Origin of the sequence: Rothia mucilaginosa, from assembly GCF_019334805.1 — a bacterium.
Classification (GTDB): domain Bacteria; phylum Actinomycetota; class Actinomycetes; order Actinomycetales; family Micrococcaceae; genus Rothia; species Rothia mucilaginosa_C.
In genome coordinates this window covers 179513-199842 of the sequence record NZ_CP079822.1, presented here as the reverse complement: position 1 = coordinate 199842, position 20330 = coordinate 179513, and the positions used below count along the sequence as shown (strand labels likewise).

Below are 20330 nucleotides of genomic sequence, written 5' to 3'. Positions count from 1 at the left end.
CCTGCGTAGGCGCGGAGGAAATATGCGGCGCCCCGCCCTTCCCATGGTGAGAGGAACGAGGACGAGCACCGTCCCTCGAGCTAGGCCCGTCCTGCCTGCAAAATAGGGGAGCAAAACCGGGCGCGTAACCATTGACGACACGCCCGGGATTCCCGTACACTATTAATCGCGTGTACCAACGTACGGGTTTTCTATGCTCTTTTTCTCCTTAAGAAAACGGGTACAGACTGCTCGTACACCCTGCTAAAAGCATCTGCTTCCGGTGGGCGGTACACATTGTAAGTATCCGTCAGCTCGACGTTTCCTCACCTCGTTCAAAGGCGTTAGCGGCCCTATGCCGTGCGCGCCGGGGTGAAAAAGTGAGCCGGTCGGCGCCTCCACCCGGGGGTGTTGAGCGGTGAACCGGCAGCGTCGACCTATTAGAAATCCAATTGGAGCCCTCACTACATGAGCACCAACATCCCTCAGGTCGCAATCAACGACATCGGCGACGAGCAGGCATTCCTCGAGGCTGTCGACAAGACCATCAAGGTCTTCAACGACGGCGATCTCGTCTCCGGCCAGGTCGTCAAGATCGACCACGATGAGGTTCTGCTCGACATCGGTTACAAGACCGAAGGCGTCATCCCCTCCCGCGAGCTGTCCATCAAGCACGACATCGACCCCTCCGAGGTCGTCGAGCTCGGCTCCGAGGTTGAGGCACTCGTCCTCACCAAGGAGGACAAGGAAGGTCGCCTGATCCTCTCCAAGAAGCGCGCACAGTACGAGCGTGCATGGGGCGACATCGAGAAGGTCAAGGAAAACGACGGCGTCGTTACCGGTACCGTTATCGAGGTTGTCAAGGGTGGCCTTATCCTCGACATCGGTCTGCGTGGCTTCCTGCCCGCATCCCTCGTTGAGATGCGCCGCGTCCGCGACCTCGCACCTTACATCGGTCAGCAGATCGAAGCTAAGATCATCGAGCTGGACAAGAACCGCAACAACGTTGTTCTGTCCCGCCGTGCATACCTGGAAGAGACTCAGTCCGCTGTTCGCTCCTCCTTCCTCAACGAGCTGGAGAAGGGTCAGGTCCGCGAGGGCGTTGTCTCCTCCATCGTCAACTTCGGTGCATTCGTGGACCTGGGTGGCGTGGACGGTCTGGTTCACGTTTCCGAGCTGTCCTGGAAGCACATCGACCACCCGTCCGAGGTTGTCGAGGTTGGCCAGCCCGTTACCGTCGAGGTTCTCGAGGTGGACCTGGACCGCGAGCGCGTGTCCCTGTCCCTCAAGGCAACCCAGGAAGATCCGTGGCAGGCATTTGCTCGCACCCACGCTCTGGGTCAGATCGTTCCCGGCAAGGTCACCAAGCTCGTTCCCTTCGGTGCATTCGTGCGCGTTGAGGACGGCATCGAGGGCCTCGTCCACATCTCCGAGCTGGCAACCCGCCACGTTGACCTGGCTGAGCAGGTCGTCTCCGTTGGTGAAGAGGTCTTCGTTAAGATCATCGACATCGACATGGACCGCCGCCGCATCTCCCTGTCCCTCAAGCAGGCAAACGAGGGCGTTGACCCCAACGCTACCGAGTTTGACCCCGCTCTGTACGGCATGGCTGCAGAGTACGACGAGGCTGGCAACTACAAGTACCCCGAGGGCTTCGACCCCGAGGCTAACGAGTGGCTGGAAGGCTTCGACGCACAGCGCGAGGCATGGGAAGCACAGTACGCAGAGGCACAGGCTCGCTTCGAGGCTCACAAGGTTCAGGTTGCTAAGGCTCTCGAGGCTGACGCAGAGGCTGCAGCAGCAGCTCCCGCAGCAGCTGAGCCCGCACCGACCTCCTACTCCTCCGAGGAGCCCGCATCCGCAGGCACCCTCGCATCGGATGAGGCACTGGCTGAGCTCCGCAAGAAGCTGACCGGCAACTAATCTGCCGCTCAGATGAGCACTCATCAGGCGTAATAGCCGATAGGTAACCCCCGCGTGGGGTGCCTTAGAGCAGAGGAACCCCCTCATCTCCCGTTTGGGAGGTGAGGGGGTTCTTTGCGTTATTGGGGGTTTGGGTTTGGAGCTGGGCGCCTTGGGAGCCGGGGCGTGTGCCTTGTGTTGCTGTGCCCCGTGTTGCTGGGGAGGATCTTAGGCGGCGGTCATCTGCTCCCAGACGGCGCGCACCTGCTCGGCGGTTTCCTCCAGCGAGCCGCCGTTATCGATAATCCAGGTTGCGACCGCCTCACGCTGCTCGTCGGTAGCCTGCGCGGCGATGCGGGCGCGCGCATCCTCCTCACTCATGCCACGCGACGATACGAGGCGCTGCAGGCGAGTTGCCAGGGGAGTGCGCACCACGACCACGCCCTCAAAAGCGGACGGGTCGCCGGTCTCCACGAGCAGGGGAATATCCTCCAGCACCACGCCGCTGAACCCGGGTTCGGACTGCGCCTGCTCCACCAGTTGCGCGGCACGCTCACGAATAGCGGGATGCACAATCGCGTTCAGACGCAGGCGCGCCTGCTCATCATTGAACACGATACGCGCCAGGGCGGGGCGGTTGAGGCGGCCGTCCTCATCGAGCAGATGCTCGCCGAACTCCGCGACCGTGCGGGCGAGCACCGCCTCGCCGGGCTCCATGAGGGATCGGGAGATGGCGTCCGCATCCACCAGGAATGCGCCCTGCTCCACGAAGAGGGCGGCGATGGTGCTCTTGCCACTGCCGATACCGCCGGTGAGGGCGTAACGGCGCAGCGTGGTAGAAGCGGGGGAAGAAGGCTGGGACATGGACGGTGCTCCTGACGGGCTGTGCCACAATAGATAGGTACTGATTAGAGGAGGACACATGCAGGAAGAAACTCGCGCCAACCGATACCTTGTGCCGCGCGGCGATGAGCCCTATGAGAGCCTCCTCGAAATTAAGCGTAGCGAATTTATTGGTCACATCAAACGCGTGAGCACCGTTGAGGAGGCGCGCGCCTACATTGAGTCAGTGCGCAAGACCTACCACGATGCCCGCCACGTGTGTTCAGCGTTCATTATTGGTGCTGACCGCGATATTCAGCGTTCCTCCGATGATGGTGAGCCCGCCGGTACCGCCGGTGTGCCGATGATGCAGGCGCTGCTGGCGCGTCAGACCCGCGAGGACGGCACCACCGACCTGTCGGATGTGGTTGCGGTGGTCGTGCGCTATTTCGGTGGCATTAAGCTCGGCGCGGGCGGTCTGGTGCGTGCCTACACTGATTCGGTGGTGCAGACCCTGGATGGCGCGCTATTCGATTCGCGTGAGCGTCTGCGCGTGGGTAAGGTGCCCAGTTCGCATGCGGATGCTGGCCGCCTGGAGAATGAGATTCGTGCCGCCGGTCTGAACGTTCTGGGTACCGAGTATGGTGCGGAGGGCGCCACGATTTCCCTGGGTGTGTTTGACCGCCCGGAGGAGCTGGCGCGTGCCGAGGAGCTGGTGGTGAGCTTGAGTTCCGGTGCGGCGAGCGTGACCTGGGGCGATACGCAGTGGGTGGATTTGCCGGTCTAGGCTGCCCTAGATTCCCGGTCTTAGACTTCCGCCCCCAGATTTTCCTCCTAGATTTCGGGGCTAAAGCGCCTGCGTAAAGCTCTCAAAGCCTAAAAGATAGTCCAACCTTAGTTAATAGTTACTTGAACCCTAGTAATTGCCTGTTTTTGTTGCTAGGGTAGAAGGAGTGCCAAAAGGCTTATCCAATATCTGAGGTCGTGAAAACGTGACGCAGTCGGGAACCTACCGAGAACAAGCAGGCAAAAACTCATCAGAGCAGTCCGCGGGCAGCCGCGGCGGCACCGCAACCCTCAACCGCCAGGGAGCGCGCCTCCCCGCGAGGGGCACCGTCGAGCAGCTTGAACCCGCCACCGTCGCCCAGCTGCTTAACGCCTATCGCCAGCAGAACCTCGGCACCCTACTGAGCGTGCTCACGCAGCGTCCGGCAGAATTTGCTCGCCAGCTTGGCAGGCTCTGCCGCGTCTTCCCCGAACATGTTCACGCTATCGCCCAGGCGTTCGGCACCGTGGGCCGCGCCCTGCCCATTGACGAGCTGGTGCGCCTGCACAACCGCTACTCTAACGCCGCCCGCGGAGTTGGCGAACACCTCAGCCTGGACAACTCCGGTGTGGCGCACATGGTTCAGAGCCCAGCACTGAGCCGTGAAGGTGCGGGCCACCTGCTCATGGCGATTGAACTCTGCCTCGCCGGCAGGATGCGCGGGCTCACCATCGCCATGCCCGCCACCGAGGCATTCACCCCGGCTGAGCAGGCGCCGAGCCTCGGATCCTGCAACCCCGCCCTGGACGGTGCCCTCAATGCTTTTGAACCGGCAGGCTGGGAGCCGTTCCCCCTGGACGGCAGCGAAGTGTTGCTCGCGACCGGTGTGCGCGATGTACCCGACGGCTATGAGCTGTCCCTCTGGCTGCTCGATGACGACTATCAGTGCCGCGCCCGCATTGAGCGAGGCGCCCCGCAGGTGTGCGTGGCAAGCTTCTACGATGAAGAAGTCATCACCCGCACCGTGGAAGAAACCGGGTCGGGCGAAGCCGGTCTGGTCGAGAACTACCGCGTGGAGGAGTACGCGGAACTGGACTTCCTCAACGCCATGGACCGGCAGGTACGCTACGTGGCGGTCACCGCCGCGGTGGGGGAGCCGCTGCTGTCTGTGCTGAACGAGAAGAGCGCGGTGCCGAATAGTATTCCCGACCCTGCCGCTTTTGCGAACGGTGCGGGTGCCTCCCGGTTTGAGGGCAGCGCTTGCCCGGATATTCGTACCGCCGCCGTGGTCGGTAAGGGCCTGCGCACCGTCAATCACCGCGGCATGCTGCCGGTGTTGGGTGTGCCGAACCGCACCGTGTGCGCGGTGATTGACCTGTATAAGCAGCGCATCTGCGTGCCGGGTGTGGGTATTCCGCGCGGGCTGAGCGTGGAGGATGAAGAGCGCACCATGCAGCTGATTTTGAGCGCCCTGAACGGGTACCTTCCGCTGACGAACCGGGCGCTGATGAGCCTCGCCGGAGCCACCGTGGAGGTGCGCTAACGCTGCGGTTAACTAACGCTGAACTCGACTAATACAGTGGCACCCCACGGCTACAAACCAATAAAATACCGCCCGGAACCATGCTGTGAGCACGGTTCCGGGCGGTACGTGTTCAACGAACTAGCCGGTCGCCAAGTGAGCTACCGCCAGGCGAGTTAGTCGCCGGATTAGCTAGTTTCGGATTAGTTAGCTGCGGGGCCCTGACCATTGATGATGCGCTGCGCTTCATCCTCGGTCAGCTGGTAGCCGTAGAAGGTCGAGTAGAACTCGCGGGTCTCCTTCACCAGGTCAATGTCGGAGAACTTCTCGGGGTGGAACAGCTTCGCCGCCCACAGAATCTGCAGAGCCTCCTCGGCGGAGTAGCGGTCCCAGTTGAAGGTGCCGACCGGGTTCTTAATAATCTTGCCGTTCTTCACCGCCGGAACGTCAGCCCACGCGGCGTCAGCCTTAATCGCGTCCACGCCCTTCTGGGCATCCGCGCCGCCAATGATGATGTACTCCGGCTGCGAGGCAATGATCTGCTCCAGAGAAATGTTCTTCAGGTTCTCCACGCCGTCCAGGGAGTTCTTCGCACCCGAAAGCTTCATCCATTCACCAATTAGGGAGTTCGAGCCGTCCACCTTCGTCAGGTCAGAACCGCCCGCAATGTGTAGCACCTTCGGGGACTCGGTGACGCCCTGCAGGCGCTCCTTGATGAGGTTCTCGTTCTTCTCCAGATATGCCAGGTACTTCTCGGCACGCTCAATCGCCTCATCGGTACCGATGACCTCGGCGGTCAGCTCAACGGTGCGCTTCAAATCAGCGAAGTTCTGGAATTCCACGTGCACCGCCGGGATGCCTGCCTCAGTAGCCTTCGAAATCTGATCCTTCGAGGAGGCGAGTAGCACCTCCGGCTTATCGGCAAGCAGCTGCTCCATGTTCACGTCGGTGCCCTTCACCGGCGCGTCAACCTTCTCAATACCGGGGTACACCTGCTTAAACCACGCCAGAGACTTCACGGCAGTCGTGGTGGACACCAGCTTCTCAGCGCCGCCGAGCAACAGAACCACCTGGTTGTTTGCGTGCCACAGGTCAGCGATGCGCTCGGGGTTGGTCGGGACAGTGACCTCCTTGCCGTCAATGTCCTTAATGACCTTGGTGCCGTCACCGTTATCCTTCACGAAGAAGCTGGTGTGCTTCTTTGCGGAATTGCTCGAAGTCGAGACTGAGGTTGAGCTCGATGCGGAACCCGAGGAGGAGGCGGTGTTCGCTGCGCCGCAACCGGTCAGCGCAGCCAACAGGAGGGAAGTGGTCAGGGCAATGCCGGTGTGGAACTTCGTAATCTTCATGATGTGTCTTTCTGTGTCGACAGGGTGGGTGAATAACCCGGAGGCGGTTCGGGGAAGCGGCGCTCTAGGGGCGCGCCACCACAGCGGATGCGGCACCTCTACCGCATCTTCTGTATCTGGTTCAAACCGCCACCGGAAAACTAAAAGCTGTGGAGCCTCATATCGAGGCTCGTCATGTGCACGCTGGAACGACCCAGCTGTGGTGAATACACCACCGACAAATCTGTAGCGAAGGTGCGTGAGAGAACCTCGCTGGTGAGCACCTTGGAGGCGCGGCCCGTGAGCAGCTGAGCCGGCGCATGTGCAGATACCTGCGGCGTTGCGTTTGGCATGGTATCGGGCATATCGTGTACGCCAAGCAGGGCGACGGTCGCATCCAACAGGAGCGCGTGATCCGGATTGTGGGTCGTAAAAATAACCCCGTACCCGGCATCGCGCAGCTGCCGAATCTTGCGCAACACCTTCGCCTGATTCGCCACGTCCAGTGCACTCGTCGGCTCGTCCAGAACGATGAGCGGGGCGTCTTGCACCAGGGTTCGGGCAATACCTACCTGCTGACGCTGACCGCCGGACAGCTCATCCAGCGGGGAGTGCGCCAGGTCGAGCAGCCCCAGCTCCTCCATCACGGTATGCACCTGCTCACGGTCACGGCGCGAGGGTGAAGAGAACAACCCAATATAGGGTGCGCGACCCATCAGCAGGTACTCGGTCACGGTGTAGGAGATGCCGCGACCCTCCATCTGCGGAAGGTAGGCGATGCGGCGGGCACGCTCAGTCGCGGTCAAAGAATCCAGCGGCTCACCGCCCAGGTGAATGCTGCCCTCGGTGAGCGAATTTAAACCAATCAGGCAGTTCAACAGGGTGGACTTACCCACACCGTTGCGACCCAGAATGGCGAGGACCTCACCGCGTCGCACCTGCAGGTTCACGTTGCGGAAAATCCAGCGGCTGAAGCGGTGCCCGGAACGGTGCAGACCCGCGCGGCGGCGATTGATGCGCTTGCCCCGGCGGCCGTAACGGAAGCCCGCATCGTCCAGGTGCAGCAGAACCTCTGCGCTCGCATCCGTGCGCTGCTGAGTATTGGGAATGGAAGAGGGCATTACTTCACCCGAACCTTTCCAAGCAGCAGTAGCGCCACGTACAGCGGCGTGCCAATGAAGCCGGTCAGTACGCTCAGAGGCACCTCCGCACTGGTGAGGCTACGCGCCAGGGTATCGACGAACATCATGAACGAAGCACCCATCAGAATGGACAGCGGCATGAGCTTGGTCGTGTCGCTACCAACCAGCAGGCGGCACAGGTGCGGAATGACCAGGCCAACCCAAGAAATCGGGCCGCCAATACACACGCTGGTCGCGGTCACCAGGGTTGCCAGCAGAATGGTGATACCGCGGGTGCGGGTCAGGTTAATGCCGAGGGTGCGCGCTTCATCGTCACCGAGCGAGAGGATATTGATGCGCCAGCGCATCGCCAAGAGCAGCAGGATGCAGGGCACCGCCACCAGCGCAAACTGCGTGAGTGCTTCCGCGCGTACGTCCTGCAGGGAGCCCATCTGCCAGAACACGATTTGCGCCAGCTGAGTTTCAGGGTTCGCAATGAACTTCAACGCACCCAGCGCGGCGGTGCCAAAGCCACCCACAATCACGCCGGAGAGCACCAGCATGAGCGTGGACTGATTCTTGAGCAGGCGCGGAATGCTCACGGTCAGCAGTACTGCCGCGAGGCCGCCGGCGAGGGCGGAACCCTGAATGGCGAGGCTCGTGCCCACACCCAGCAGAATGGCGGAGGCGGCACCCACCGACGCGCCCTGCGAAACACCCAGCAGGTAGGGGGAAACCAACGGGTTACGGAAAACTGCCTGGAAGGTGGCGCCCGCAATGGCGAGGGCGGCACCGATGAGCCCGGCGGCGAGCAGGCGCGGAATGCGCACGGTCAGCAGCATGTTTTCGGCGGGCTTGTAGACCTTCAAATCCATGCCGAACCAGTTCTTGCCGAGGATGCGGAAGAGCTCGTCCAGTTCGACCGGGTACCTGCCGGTGATGAGTGAGAGGTAGGTGACGCCCAGCAGAATGGTGAGGGCGATGAGCATGATTAGCGGGTACGAGGAGGCGAAGAGGCGGCGGCGCTCGGTCTTGGCGGCTGGTGTGCTGGTGGAGGTCACCTCCGTGGTCGTACTCATGGAGTCCTTCCGTGCGCTCTTGTGGTCCCGTTCTGTCTGCGTGTGTGCTCTAAACATATGTGAGCCACATCAAGGAGGCAAAGGGTGCGGGTGCGGAGCGCCCGCCATAAGTCTTTATGTGTTGCCGCTTATCTTCTGCGGTGCGGTGCCCGTGAGTGGCGGCGGCTGTGGGGGAGGGCGGCCACCCCTAAGAGCGCTGTTCCTAAGAGCACCGTCATCGTGCGGAAAATGCTCCCGCTCGCCTCCTGCCCGGTAGCGCAGATGAACCAGTCGAATACCTCTTATCTTTTGCGTCCTTTCTTTTATGAACTTGGGCACTTTCATGGTGATGGCTTGTTACCTGTCGTGTCTGTACTATTGCGCGTGATTATATTGCGCCAGCAGAAAAGGGTGACCAATCCGGGGGCGCGTCGGGCGGCTTTCCCCTAGGATGGATACATGAGTTATGCACCCCAGATTAACCGTGTTGTTGCCCCCTTTGAGGTAGTCAGCCCCTTCCAGCCTGCCGGCGACCAGCCCAAGGCTATTGCCGAGCTCACCGAGCGTGTGCAGAACGGTGAGAAGGACATTGTGCTGATGGGCGCTACCGGTACCGGTAAGTCCGCGACCGCAGCCTGGCTAATTGAGGCGGTGCAGCGTCCGACTCTGGTGCTCGTGCAGAATAAGACTCTGGCGGCGCAGCTGGCGAATGAGCTGCGTGAGCTGCTGCCGAATAATGCGGTGGAGTATTTTGTCTCCTACTACGACTACTACCAGCCTGAGGCGTACGTGCCGCAGACCGATACGTTCATTGAGAAGGACTCCTCCATCAATGAGGAGGTGGAGCGTCTGCGCCACTCGGCGACGAACTCCCTGCTGACTCGCCGTGACGTGGTGGTGGTTGCGACCGTGTCCTGCATTTACGGTCTGGGCACGCCCGAGGAGTACATTGCGCAGATGGTGACTTTGCGTCGCGGTGAGGAGGTTGACCGCGACGAGCTGTTGCGCCAGTTCGTGGCGATGCAGTACGCGCGTAACGATATGGACTTTCACCGTGGCACGTTCCGTGTGCGCGGCGATACCGTCGAAATCATCCCCATGTACGAGGAGAACGCGATCCGCATTGAGTTCTTCGGCGATGAGATTGAGGCGATTTACACCCTGCACCCGCTGACCGGCGAGGTGATTCGCGAGGAAGAAGAAATGTATGTCTTCCCCGCAAGCCACTACATCGCCGGTGCCGAGCGTATGGCGAAGGCCATTACCTCCATTGAGGATGAGCTACGCGAGCGCCTGCAGACCCTCGAATCTCAGGGCAAGCTGCTGGAGGCGCAGCGTCTGCGCATGCGCACCACCTATGACCTGGAAATGATGGAGCAGATGGGCTTCTGCAATGGCATTGAGAACTACTCTCGCCATATTGACGGTCGTGCCGCAGGTAGCGCTCCGAACTGTCTGCTGGATTATTTCCCGGATGATTTCCTGCTGATTATTGACGAGTCACACGTGACGGTTCCGCAGATTGGCGCCATGTACGAGGGTGATATGTCCCGTAAGCGCACCCTCGTGGAGCACGGTTTCCGTCTGCCGTCGGCGATGGATAACCGCCCGCTGAAGTGGGAGGAGTTCCTGGAGCGTATCGGTCAGACGATTTACCTCTCGGCGACCCCCGGCAAGTACGAGCTGTCGCAGGCTGATGGTTATGTGGAGCAGATTATTCGACCCACCGGCCTGATTGACCCGGAGATTGTGGTCAAGCCGACCAAGGGTCAGATTGATGATTTGCTTGAGGAGATCCGCGTGCGCGTGGAGCGTGATGAGCGTGTGCTGGTCACGACCCTCACCAAGCGCATGGCGGAGGATTTGACCGAGTACCTGTTGCAGCACGGTGTGAAGGTGCAGTACCTGCACTCTGACGTTGACACGTTGCGCCGTGTGGAGCTTCTGCGTGAGCTGCGCCTGGGCACCTTCGACGTGCTGGTTGGTATTAACCTGCTGCGTGAGGGCCTGGACCTGCCCGAGGTGTCCCTGGTTGCGATTCTGGATGCCGATAAGGAAGGCTTCCTGCGTTCGACCACGTCGCTGATTCAGACCATTGGTCGTGCGGCGCGTAACGTGTCCGGTCAGGTGCACATGTACGCCGATAAGATTACGGATTCTATGCGCGTGGCGATTGATGAGACGAACCGCCGCCGCGAGATTCAGCAGGCGTACAACCGTGAGCACGGCATTGACCCGCAACCTCTGCGGAAGAAGATTGCCGATATTACGGATGTTCTCGCCCGCGAGGAAGAGGATACCCGCGAGCTTCTGCAGCAGCGTAAGAGTGGTAAGAAGGGTGCCCGCACGGTGAGTGCGGGGGCAAAGACCGGTTCTGCGACCTCGTCGAAGATTGCCACGAGCACCCCGGAGTCGGAGGAGCTTCTCGCCCGTGCGGAGGCGCGCGTTCGTGCCGACGGCCTGGCGGCGGCACCCGCTGAGGATCTGCTGGATTTGATTGAGCAGATGAACGAGCAGATGCGCGTGGCGGCGGAGAACCTGCAATTTGAGTTGGCGGCGCGTCTGCGTGATGAGCTTGCCGATTTGAAGAAGGAGCTGCGCCTGATGAAGGAGGCAGGTCACGCCTAAACCCGGTGTTCTAAACCCGGCGTTTAGGGGTTCGACGTGGGTTTTTCGCCATGAGGTAACTCATTGTTCATGAAGTTCTACTGAGTGCAGATACATGCTGTACACTATCAAGGTGTTTTACGTGTCAAATAAAACCTTGATGCTTCCGAACGATAAAGAAAAATCTGTGACTATTTCTCATAACTCTTCAGACGCACACACCACGGGAGCTCGTTCCGTTACCCGCCGCAACCTCACCCGCGGCGCGCTTTGGGCTGTGCCCGCTATTGCCGCCTCCACGACGGTGCCCGCATTCGCTGCATCGGCTGATGATTGCAAGACGGTACACGGCCCGGACTTCACCCAGGTCGGCGGCTGGATGATTACCAACCCCGCCAGTGGCGCCCTGCAGTCGCGCACCAAGAACAAGCCCGTGACTGCGCCGGAGACCGGTCAGGCGTGGTGGTCCATGGAGAATGCAACCTCACCGAACCCCGCGACGATTCGCCTCATGTCCGTGTACGAGGCGACTCACGGCCCCGAGGGTGACCTCAACCTGAACTGCGGTGAGTTCGTGATGACCTACAACGTATCCGCCCTGGAGGCGACGACCGGCACCACGCACCTGCACCCGTCCATGGACATTTACCTCTTCTCGCCCGAGGGTAAAATCATTGACCGCCAGATTTTCACGACTGACCCGACCGGCAAGGCAACCGTCATGACCCGCAACGGCAAGACTCAGACTGTTCAGGGTCAGGTCATTCCGTTTGCGTCGAGCGTGAATGATAAGGCGACCGGCATCTCCGCGCGTTTTGCGTTGCGTGGTAATACGCTCATGGAAGGCATGTACCAGTTCGAGGTGGTTATTACCGTCCCGACGATTCAGGAGAACGGCACGCTTGATACGAACAAGCAGGTCAATGCGATTGCGTTCACCCCGCCGACCTTCAACATGGTCTCCTAACTGAATGAAAAGTAGCCCTCCCCGTAATAGTTCACGGGGAGGGCTACTTTTGTATGGGCTTGTTGCACGGTGTTGATCTGTGTAGTGCTGGTCTGCAATACGCCGCTCTACATGTTGTCAAACTAATAGTGGCGCCAGCTAGACCCCCAACTAGACAGCGTGTATTCGTCACGCAGAACGCCGCATCCGACAGGTCAACCCCGCCGGATGCGGCGTTTCGGTGCACCTAGCTCCTGAAAGTTCTCCCGGAGGGGCTCCTGTGCGAAAACCCCAACCTGCTGTATAATCGTTCACCGAGCAAGGGAGTATCCCACCAATCGACTCATCGTCAGCACGTTAGCCGAAGGCGCCTAACCGGTGAATCGAGCCGACCTCCATTAAGGTCGGCGGGAGAGACTTGTGGTCCTGTACGCACACCACAAGAAAGGCTCCCCATGGAAGTTACCGGGTTGCAATGGTTGGTTACTATTCTCATCATCGCGGGTCTGTTGGCCTTCGACTTCGTGTTCCACGTTCGTAAGGCGCACGAACCTTCCGTCAAGGAAGCGGCCATCTGGTCGAGTATTTACATCGGCATCGCGATGCTGTTCGGTCTGTATATTTTCGTGACGAACGGCCCCTCCGCTGCCACCGAATTCTATGCAGGCTACATCACCGAAGAAGCTCTCTCGGTCGATAACCTCTTCGTTTTCATGATTATTATGGGCACCTTCCGTGTCGCCCGTGAGAATCAGCAGAAGGTTCTGCTCTTCGGTATTGTCTTCGCGATCCTGGCGCGCGGCTCCTTCATCTTCGCCGGCGCAGCGATCATCAACTCCTTCGCTTGGGTGTTCTACATCTTCGGCCTGGTCCTGCTCATGACCGCAGGTAACCTGCTCAAGGACGAAATCACCGAAGGTGACGGCGATGACGAAGCCGACAACATCATGGTCCGCCTCGCCAAGAAGTACCTGAAGACCAGCGACCACTTCGACGGTGACAAGCTCTTCACCATCGAAAACGGCAAGCGCGTCATGACCCCCATGATGCTCGTCATGGTCGCTATCGCTGGTTCCGACCTGCTCTTCGCGCTCGACTCGATCCCCGCGATCTTCGGCCTCACCCAGTCCGTCTACATTGTGTTCACCGCGACCGCGTTCTCCCTCATGGGTCTGCGCCAGCTGTACTTCCTTATTGACGGCCTGCTGGACCGCCTCGTCTACCTCTCCTACGGCCTGGCGACCATCCTCGCGTTCATTGGTGTGAAGCTCATCCTGCACGCAATGCACGAGAATAACCTGCCGTTCATCAACCACGGCGAGCCCGTGCACGTGGTCGAAATCAGCACCGAAATGTCGCTGATGGTCATCGTGGGCGTCCTGATCATTACCGTGCTTGCCTCGCTGCTCAGCCCCAAGGGCCGCGCGCTGCAGACCATTCAGCGTGTTCAGGCGCTCTCCGAGAAGTACCTGGCACTGCCCGAGGATGCACCCGCCGCCGAGCGTGCGGACATCACCGCCCGCTGGCAGAAGGAAACCGAGAAGCTCAACGCCATTCCCGCCAAGCTGCGTGACGAGCTGATCGAGAAGGAAGACGAATACCACGCCCTCGTGATGCGTGCCCGCACCGCACAGGATGCGCACGCTTCCTCCTCGAAGTAGTTTGAGCTACTGAGCGTGCAGCCTCACCAGGCTAAGCGCTCACACGAAAGCCCCTCACACCGGATCAACCGGGGTGAGGGGCTTTAGCTATATCAAAATATATTCGGGGATAAACCCGGGGCAGAATGACTACCCGGCGAAGAATTACTGGTTGTGAACCTCAGCCAGCATGTTCTTCAGGTGACCCAGAATGGTCAGCGGGTCAGAACCGAAACCATCGTGGTGGTGGGTCTTCGAGGTCCACACCTGAGTGTTACCAACCCAGCGAGCGGTCTCCATGGAGTGCTCAAAGTCCACGTACACGTCCGGGTTGTACGCCGCAGCCACCACGGGAACCTCGTTCTTGTGCAGCTGTGCGTGGTCGTACAGGCGACCCCAGTCCTTCTTCTCAGCCAGCAGGTTAGCAACCTCAGCCAGCGGACGCAGCGAGGGATCCTCCTCGTAGTACCAGGGGAAGATGTGCTCGCCGGTGAAGAGCAGACGGTCCGCATCCGGTGCGAACTCGGGGCGGGAAGCCGCCACGCGAGCAGCAGACCAGTTGGTCGGCGCGGGGGAGGGGGACAGTTCGTAGCCGGGGATGCCGGGCAGAACGCCGTCAGCGGGGCCGTCAGCGTAAATGGTCTCGTGCATCAGGGCGTACAGCGGGTTCGCCTGGAAGGTCACCTCGGCACCCATAGCGGTCAGGAACTGATCGGAGAGGTGGTCGTTACCCTCAGCGAAAGCGGTCTCCAGGAAGTAGTGCAGACCGCGCTCGCGCCAGCGGCCACCCAGGAAGTGACCAGCCATCTGGAAGCGGTGATCGGTCAGACGCTCACCGGTGGGCAGGTACTCCTTGTGGGTGCGCAGGTGCTCAGCAATGCGGGTTGCCAGCTCGGCGTCCTCGGGGAACCAGCTGTAGTACTCCTCAACACGTTCCTTCATGCGGTCGAAGGTGTGCTGGTAGACGTTGTCCACGGAGGTACGAATCGGTGCCAGACCTGCGGTGATGCGGCAGTCACGCAGCGACTGCGGTGCGAACGACAGGTAGGACAGGGTCAGGAAGCCACCGAAGGACTGGCCAATGGTGGACCAGCGCTTGTCGGCACGGTCAGCCAGCAGCACCTCGCGGACAGCCTCCGCGTCAGCGATGATGGAGTCCGCACGGAACAGCTCAGTGTACTCAGCCTGAACCTGCGGGTCACCCACAGCGGTGATGTTGCGAGCAGACAGCGGGGAAGACATGCCGGTACCGCGCTGATCCAGAAGAACCACGCGGTGAGTCTTCGCCAGCTCAGCAATCCAGCCGCCAATGGAGCCGGTCTTCGGCGAACCGAAACCGGGGCCGCCCTGCAGGTACACAATGTAAGGACGCTTATCAGCCGAAACGGTCAGAGTCTCGTTGGTGCTCACAACCTCGCGGGCGAACACGGTGATGGTCTGGTCCGCGAAACGGGAGGAGAGAGCGGCATCCTTGCCCTTGGAGAAAATCAGACCGTGGGTCAGGGGAACCTGGAACCAGTGGTCGGTAATCTCGTAGCCGTCGTGCTTGACGACCGAACCCTTGCGGTACTCAACCTTGGGAAGCGAAGAAACGGTCAACGGTGAACCTTCTTTCATTCAAATAGATAGATACTCTGTATTCTAGCCCACTACGGGCAACATCTGGGCAGAGCCTCGGGCGGAGTCTCAATTGGAGCCTTAGAACTCGCCCACGCTCAGGATCTTCAGCACCGGGTAGCCAGCCTCATCGGAGGCCGCCAAATCAACCTCGGCACGAATACCGAAGTCAAAGTTGTCTTCGGGGTCGGCGAAGCTCTGCTGAACCTTCCACACGCCCGGATGCGCGGTGGTGTCCTCATCCATGCTGACCAGGCGAGGCGAGCGCGCGTCGGCGTCCGTGTAGATGTCATCGTAGGTGTCGAAGTAGTCGTCCATGGCGTCCGCCCAGCGGTCGGCATCCCAGCCGCACCATTCGTCCATCGCGCCCAGGGCACGGTCACGCTCCTCAGCGAAGAGCTCCACACGGCGGAAGAGGGCGTTGCGCACCATCACGCGGAAGGCGCGCAGGTTCTTCGTCACGGCGGGAGGCTCTTCCTCCTCGATGGAGGCGTGCTCTGCCGCAATGGTCGCGGTGTCTTCGCCGGCAGCCAGCTTCTCCCACTCGTCCACCAGGGAGGAGTCGGTCTGGCGCACGAGCTCGCCGAGCCACTCGATGATGTCGTCGAGCTCGTCGGTCACGGCAGAATCGGGGATGGTGTGGCGCAGTGCCTTGTACGCGTCAGAGAGGTAACGCAGAAGCACACCCTCGGCGCGTTCGAGCGAGTAGTACTGCACGAAGTCGTTGAAGCCCATCGCGCGTTCGTACATGTCACGCACAATCGACTTGGGGCGCGGCTCAAAACGTGCAACCCACGGGGCCGACTGCTTGTAGGTCGTGTACGCCTGATCAATGAGCTCCGCCAGGGGCTGCGGGTAGGTGACCTTGTCCAGCTCGTTCATGCGTTCGGTGTAGTCCACACCGTCCGCCTTCAGCTGTGCCGACAGTTCGTTCTTCGCCTTGCGTTCCTGTGCGTACAGCACCTGGTTCGGCGAATCCAGGGTCGCCTCAATGAGGGAGAGCGCGTCCAGCGCGTAGCTGGGGGATTCGGGGTCGAGCAATTCCAGCGCGGCGACCGCAAAAGCGGACAGCGGCTGGTTCAGGGCAAAGTTATCCTGCAGGTCCTCGGTCAGGCGCAGGTAGGAGCCGTGCTCGTCCGGGGTGTTGGTTCGCTCAATCACGCCGCCGGTCAGCAGCTCCTTGTAGATGCCAATTGCCTTGCGCAGCAGCTCGCGGCGGCGCGCAGGCGACTCGTGGTTCTCCTGGATGATGCGGTACGCAGCAATGACCGGGTTCTCCGGGCGGTGCATCAGGTTCAGCAGCATCGAGTGGGTGATGTCGAAGGAGGAGGTCAGCGGCTCCGGGGCGGCCTCTACCAGCTGGTCGAAGGTCTTCTCGGACCAGCCAACGAAGCCTTCCGGCGCCTTCTTACGCTTGGAGGACAGCGACTGGTTAATGCGCTTGGTGTCGTCACCGAACTTCGCCTGAGCCTTAGCCAACAGGCGAGCATTCTCAATATCGTGCTCGGGTGCCTGAACCACCACGGTGCCGGCGGTATCAAAACCGGCGCGGCCGGCGCGTCCAGCAATCTGGTGGAACTCGCGGGCACGCAGACGGCGGCTACGGGCACCATCAAACTTCGACAGCGCCGTAATCAGCACGGTACGAATCGGCACGTTAATACCCACACCCAGGGTGTCGGTACCGCAAATCACCTTGAGCAGACCCTCCTGAGCCAGCTGCTCCACGAGGCGGCGGTACTTGGGCAGCATACCCGCGTGGTGAATACCGATACCGGCACGCACCAGCTTATTCAGCGCCTTACCGAAACCCGGACCGAAACGGAACTTAGCAATCAGCTCGGCAATGCGTTCCTTATCTTCCTTCGAAGCAATAGCCACCGACAGCAGCGCATTCGCCTGCTCCAGCGCCGCCTTCTGCGAGAAATGCACAATGTAGACCGGAGTCTGCTTGGTCTGCACGAGCTCCTGCACCGTCTCCTGAACCGGGGTGGTGGAGTAGTAGAAGTGCAGCGGAATAGGACGCTCAGAATGCGCCACCAGGTCACTCTCGCGACCGGTCAGCGCCGTCATCTCCTCCTGGAAGCGAGTCGTATCGCCCAGGGTCGCGCTCATCAGCAGGAACTGCGCCTGCGGAAGCTCCAGCAGGGGAAGCTGCCACGCCCAGCCGCGCTGCGGGTCAGAGTAGAAGTGGAACTCGTCCATGATGACCTGGCAGAGGTCCGCGTCCTTACCCTCGCGCAGGGCAATATTGGCGAGAATCTCCGCGGTGCAGCAGATAATGGGCGCCTCCGTATTAATGGCGGAGTCGCCGGTAATCATGCCCACGTTCTCGGCACCAAAAATATTGATCAGGTCAAAGAACTTCTCAGATACCAGCGCCTTAATGGGGGCGGTGTAGTAGGAACGCTGGCCGGTCGCCAGGCCCGTAAAATGCGCGGCAACAGCCACGGTGGACTTGCCCGAACCGGTCGGGGTTGCCAGCACCACGTTATGTCCGGCGGCAATGCTCAGAACGGCCTCGTCCTGGGCGGGGTACAGGGTCATACCGCGGGTCGAAATCCACTCGGTGAACGCCTCATAGATTTCTTCGGCGGTGAGGGGGTTGACCTTGAAATCGCGTCGATTGTAGTCGCCGGGGTTCTCGCCCAGCGAGGGAGAAAGAAAATTCAAAATACTCATGAGAATTCCAGTCTATCGGGAATAGGGCGGGCGCGGGGGCGTTATCGTTACGAGGGAACAACTCGGCAGGGGCGCGAAGGCGCGTGCTCTAATGCGGGAAACCGCAAAGTTCAGGTAGGGTAGAACAAAGCGCTTTAGGTGCAGGTTAGGTGCAGCGATGCACAACCCTGCACTCAGAAAGTCTGCGTTCAGAAGGTTGAACGCACAGGGCTCTATATTGTAGGGCTACACACCACAGGGCGCCAGGTCGCATGAATTACCGCGCCGAATAAATGACCGCGTAGGTTCAAGTCCGCCGATTGATGCCGGCTTATATTGCGCGGTTGATACACGCCCCAGATACGTTGCACAAAATAACGACACGCCCCACTAATGCACTCATAGTGTTGCGTGCCACATTGATAAAGGAATAGGGTAAGAGAAAGGAGAGACGTTGAATGACTGAATACAACGCTGACAAGGCGCAAGAAAACGCTGCGCGTGAAGAAGCTACGCATGAAGAATCCATGCATAACAAAACCACGCAGGAAAAAGCCGCTCAGAAGAAAACTGCGCAGAAAAAAGCTGCACAGGAAGTAACCGGTAGCGAACAGCGCAAGGCTGAAGAAGAAGCCCTCAAGAAGCGCCTCGCCCTGCGAGTCACCGCGCCCGGACACAAATACCCCTGGCACCGCTGGGCAATCCCCATCGCGGGTGAAACCACCGCAGGCATCGGCGCAATCATGATCCCCGTCATGGTGGGTCAATTCATCAACCAGCACATCGCTGGCAAAGCCCACGACGCCTGGCCCATGTTCTGGGTCGTCGTCGCCGCTATCACCTTCATCGTGATTAACGAGTTCTTCGGCTGGGGTACCTCCATGACCCTCAGTGCGGAACTCGGCCGCGACTGGCGCATCTACATCAACCGACTCATGGGACGCACCCGCGCTGGCGTAGACTCCGGCGAAGCGGTCACCGTCATGAACAAAGACGTACGCCGCATTACGGACGTCTACTTCTCACTGCCGCTATTCGTCAACGCCATGATCGTCGCGACCCTCGGTGCCGTGCAGCTCTGGCTCATCAACCCCGTCACAGCGATCGTGACCCTCATCGGCACGATTATCGTGGTTAGCGTTATCGCCTGGTACTCGACCTTCCTCGAATCCAAAATCGGCGAATACCGCGAAAAGGACGGTGAAGCCTCCTCACGCGCCTCCGACATCGCCACCGGTCTGCGCACCATCGCCGGCCTCGGCGCGGAAGAGCAGATGCGTGAACGCTACCACCGAGCCACCGACGAAGTCTTCGACAGCTACATGCGCTACGAAAAGACGCACCGCTGGATGTACCTCATCCGCGCGCTGCTCGGCGGTGTCGTGACCCTGCTCGGCATCGGCTTCGCCCTCACCGGCCACGTCGAAAACGGCCGCTGGGTATCCGACACGCCCGCCGCGTCCCTGGTGACCGTCGCCTCCATTATCGCGATGATGGGTGGCCCCATCTGGATTACTCAGAACTTCCTCACCTCATGGCGATACGCCAAGATTGCGCTCGCCAAGGTCGCCCGACTCGAAGGTCACGCGGGCGTACGCCAGGGCGTGCTGAAGAGCCCGCGCACCGACGAAGAAATGGCGCAGCTGGCACGCGCCGAACAGGCAGTTGAGGCGAGCACCCTTGAGATGCCCGTACCCGTCGCCCCCGCCGGTGCCAGCAACCCGCGCATCGTGTACGTCAACCCGCGCGACTACAACCTCACCGCGCAGGACTACGCCGAGGCACTCGCCCGCACCCTGCGACGTGGGGGAGAGGACCTCAAGGACGCCTCCGGCCGCCGCGTGCTACTGAGCGAACCGAACCCCATGATTTTCGCGGGAACCCTGCAGGAGCACCTGCGCCTGGGCACCGTGCCGAACCCCGACGAGGAGCTGGCACAGGCAAAGGACCAAGAGCTGCTGAAGATTACCGACTCCCGCGAAATCGCCTACCGTCTGGGCGGACGCAACCCCGAAGACTACTTCGCCGCCCGCATCACCAGCGAAGGCGCGAACCTCTCCGGTGGTCAGCGTCAGCGACTGGCACTCGCCCGCGCACTCGCGCAGGATGCGCAGGTGCTCATCCTGACCGAGCCGCTGAACTCTGTGGACGAACCCAGCCAGCGCTACATCTACGATGCGATGGAAACCCAGATCGGTAGCGACCGCCTGCCCGTCGGCTACCCCGGCCTGCTGCAGGATTTGGAGCAGGTCTACGTTGTCTCCACGACCGCGGAGACGACCCGCCGCATGGAACGCGACGGCTACCCGGCCGCCGACTCGGGAACTCCCTCAACTACTCAGAATCAGGAGGTGAACTAGC

13 protein-coding genes are annotated in these 20330 nt (G+C 60.7%); 7 read left to right on the top strand and 6 right to left on the bottom strand.

All coding sequences use genetic code 11. From position 1 onward, the window contains the following. Positions 1 to 447 precede the first annotated feature (447 nt). Entirely contained in the window at positions 448 to 1902 is a 1455-nt protein-coding gene (rpsA, locus tag LPB405_RS00770) for a 30S ribosomal protein S1 (RefSeq protein WP_219101546.1), read from the top strand. Between the two features lie 207 nt (positions 1903 to 2109). On the opposite strand, the gene coaE is transcribed toward rpsA, so the two are convergent. Further along, positions 2110 to 2745 (bottom strand): dephospho-CoA kinase, encoded by a 636-nt coding sequence (coaE, locus tag LPB405_RS00765; protein WP_044150491.1) that lies wholly within the window; start codon positions 2743 to 2745, stop codon positions 2110 to 2112. Positions 2746 to 2803: 58 nt separating this feature from the next. On the opposite strand from coaE, the gene LPB405_RS00760 reads away from it, so the two are divergent. Both LPB405_RS00760 and LPB405_RS00755 read left to right on the top strand, forming a co-directional pair. Then, on the top strand, positions 2804 to 3490 hold the full coding sequence (locus tag LPB405_RS00760) for an IMPACT family protein (protein ID WP_012903629.1): 687 nt from the start codon (positions 2804 to 2806) through the stop codon (positions 3488 to 3490). Between the two features lie 205 nt (positions 3491 to 3695). After that, a complete protein-coding gene (locus LPB405_RS00755) occupies positions 3696 to 5012 on the top strand; it encodes a 2-oxoglutarate dehydrogenase (protein ID WP_219101544.1) in 1317 nt (438 codons plus the stop codon). Positions 5013 to 5194: 182 nt separating this feature from the next. Here the strand turns inward: LPB405_RS00755 and LPB405_RS00750 are convergent, their stop codons facing one another. From LPB405_RS00750 to LPB405_RS00740, 3 genes are all read right to left on the bottom strand, one after another. After that, positions 5195 to 6340, bottom strand: a complete 1146-nt coding sequence (locus LPB405_RS00750) for an ABC transporter substrate-binding protein (RefSeq protein ID WP_239669183.1) — start codon at positions 6338 to 6340, stop codon at positions 5195 to 5197. A gap of 140 nt (positions 6341 to 6480) precedes the next feature. Further along, positions 6481 to 7440 carry an ABC transporter ATP-binding protein gene (locus LPB405_RS00745; protein ID WP_219101541.1) on the bottom strand — a complete coding sequence of 320 codons (960 nt, stop codon included), beginning with the start codon at positions 7438 to 7440 and terminating at the stop codon, positions 6481 to 6483. Beyond that, positions 7440 to 8519 carry a FecCD family ABC transporter permease gene (locus tag LPB405_RS00740; RefSeq protein WP_257604934.1) on the bottom strand — a complete coding sequence of 360 codons (1080 nt, stop codon included), beginning with the start codon at positions 8517 to 8519 and terminating at the stop codon, positions 7440 to 7442. The genes LPB405_RS00745 and LPB405_RS00740 overlap by 1 nt, the downstream gene beginning before the upstream one ends. A 438-nt stretch (positions 8520 to 8957) precedes the next feature. On the opposite strand from LPB405_RS00740, the gene uvrB reads away from it, so the two are divergent. From uvrB to LPB405_RS00725, 3 genes are all read left to right on the top strand, one after another. Continuing rightward, positions 8958 to 11126 (top strand): excinuclease ABC subunit UvrB, encoded by a 2169-nt coding sequence (gene uvrB, locus LPB405_RS00735; RefSeq protein WP_219101539.1) that lies wholly within the window; start codon positions 8958 to 8960, stop codon positions 11124 to 11126. A gap of 166 nt (positions 11127 to 11292) precedes the next feature. Continuing rightward, positions 11293 to 12072, top strand: a complete 780-nt coding sequence (locus LPB405_RS00730; protein ID WP_246824763.1) for an ornithinee aminotransferase — start codon at positions 11293 to 11295, stop codon at positions 12070 to 12072. 434 nt (positions 12073 to 12506) lie between these two features. Further along, positions 12507 to 13712 (top strand): TerC family protein, encoded by a 1206-nt coding sequence (locus tag LPB405_RS00725; RefSeq protein ID WP_049341332.1) that lies wholly within the window; start codon positions 12507 to 12509, stop codon positions 13710 to 13712. A gap of 144 nt (positions 13713 to 13856) precedes the next feature. Here the strand turns inward: LPB405_RS00725 and LPB405_RS00720 are convergent, their stop codons facing one another. Continuing rightward, the gene (locus LPB405_RS00720; RefSeq protein WP_219101537.1) at positions 13857 to 15308 is read right to left on the bottom strand and encodes an alpha/beta fold hydrolase; all 1452 of its coding nucleotides are present in this window, start codon (positions 15306 to 15308) and stop codon (positions 13857 to 13859) included. An 81-nt stretch (positions 15309 to 15389) separates the two neighbouring features. Further along, positions 15390 to 17990 carry a DEAD/DEAH box helicase gene (locus tag LPB405_RS00715; RefSeq protein ID WP_219101536.1) on the bottom strand — a complete coding sequence of 867 codons (2601 nt, stop codon included), beginning with the start codon at positions 17988 to 17990 and terminating at the stop codon, positions 15390 to 15392. A gap of 437 nt (positions 17991 to 18427) precedes the next feature. Between LPB405_RS00715 and LPB405_RS00710 the strand changes: the two genes are divergently transcribed. Beyond that, entirely contained in the window at positions 18428 to 20329 is a 1902-nt protein-coding gene (locus LPB405_RS00710; RefSeq protein ID WP_219101534.1) for an ABC transporter transmembrane domain-containing protein, read from the top strand. Position 20330 lies beyond the last annotated feature (1 nt).

Excerpts from the sequence above, each read along its gene's own strand:
- rpsA (WP_219101546.1), top strand. The coding sequence starts at position 448 with ATGAGCACCAACATCCCTCAGGTCGCAATCAACGACATCGGCGACGAG.
- coaE (WP_044150491.1), bottom strand. The coding sequence starts at position 2,745 with ATGTCCCAGCCTTCTTCCCCCGCTTCTACCACGCTGCGCCGTTACGCC.
- LPB405_RS00760 (WP_012903629.1), top strand. The coding sequence starts at position 2,804 with ATGCAGGAAGAAACTCGCGCCAACCGATACCTTGTGCCGCGCGGCGAT.
- LPB405_RS00750 (WP_239669183.1), bottom strand. The coding sequence starts at position 6,340 with ATGAAGATTACGAAGTTCCACACCGGCATTGCCCTGACCACTTCCCTC.
- LPB405_RS00745 (WP_219101541.1), bottom strand. The coding sequence starts at position 7,440 with ATGCCCTCTTCCATTCCCAATACTCAGCAGCGCACGGATGCGAGCGCA.
- LPB405_RS00740 (WP_257604934.1), bottom strand. The coding sequence starts at position 8,519 with ATGAGTACGACCACGGAGGTGACCTCCACCAGCACACCAGCCGCCAAG.
- uvrB (WP_219101539.1), top strand. The coding sequence starts at position 8,958 with ATGAGTTATGCACCCCAGATTAACCGTGTTGTTGCCCCCTTTGAGGTA.
- LPB405_RS00725 (WP_049341332.1), top strand. The coding sequence starts at position 12,507 with ATGGAAGTTACCGGGTTGCAATGGTTGGTTACTATTCTCATCATCGCG.
- LPB405_RS00720 (WP_219101537.1), bottom strand. The coding sequence starts at position 15,308 with ATGAAAGAAGGTTCACCGTTGACCGTTTCTTCGCTTCCCAAGGTTGAG.
- LPB405_RS00715 (WP_219101536.1), bottom strand. The coding sequence starts at position 17,990 with ATGAGTATTTTGAATTTTCTTTCTCCCTCGCTGGGCGAGAACCCCGGC.
- LPB405_RS00710 (WP_219101534.1), top strand. The coding sequence starts at position 18,428 with ATGACTGAATACAACGCTGACAAGGCGCAAGAAAACGCTGCGCGTGAA.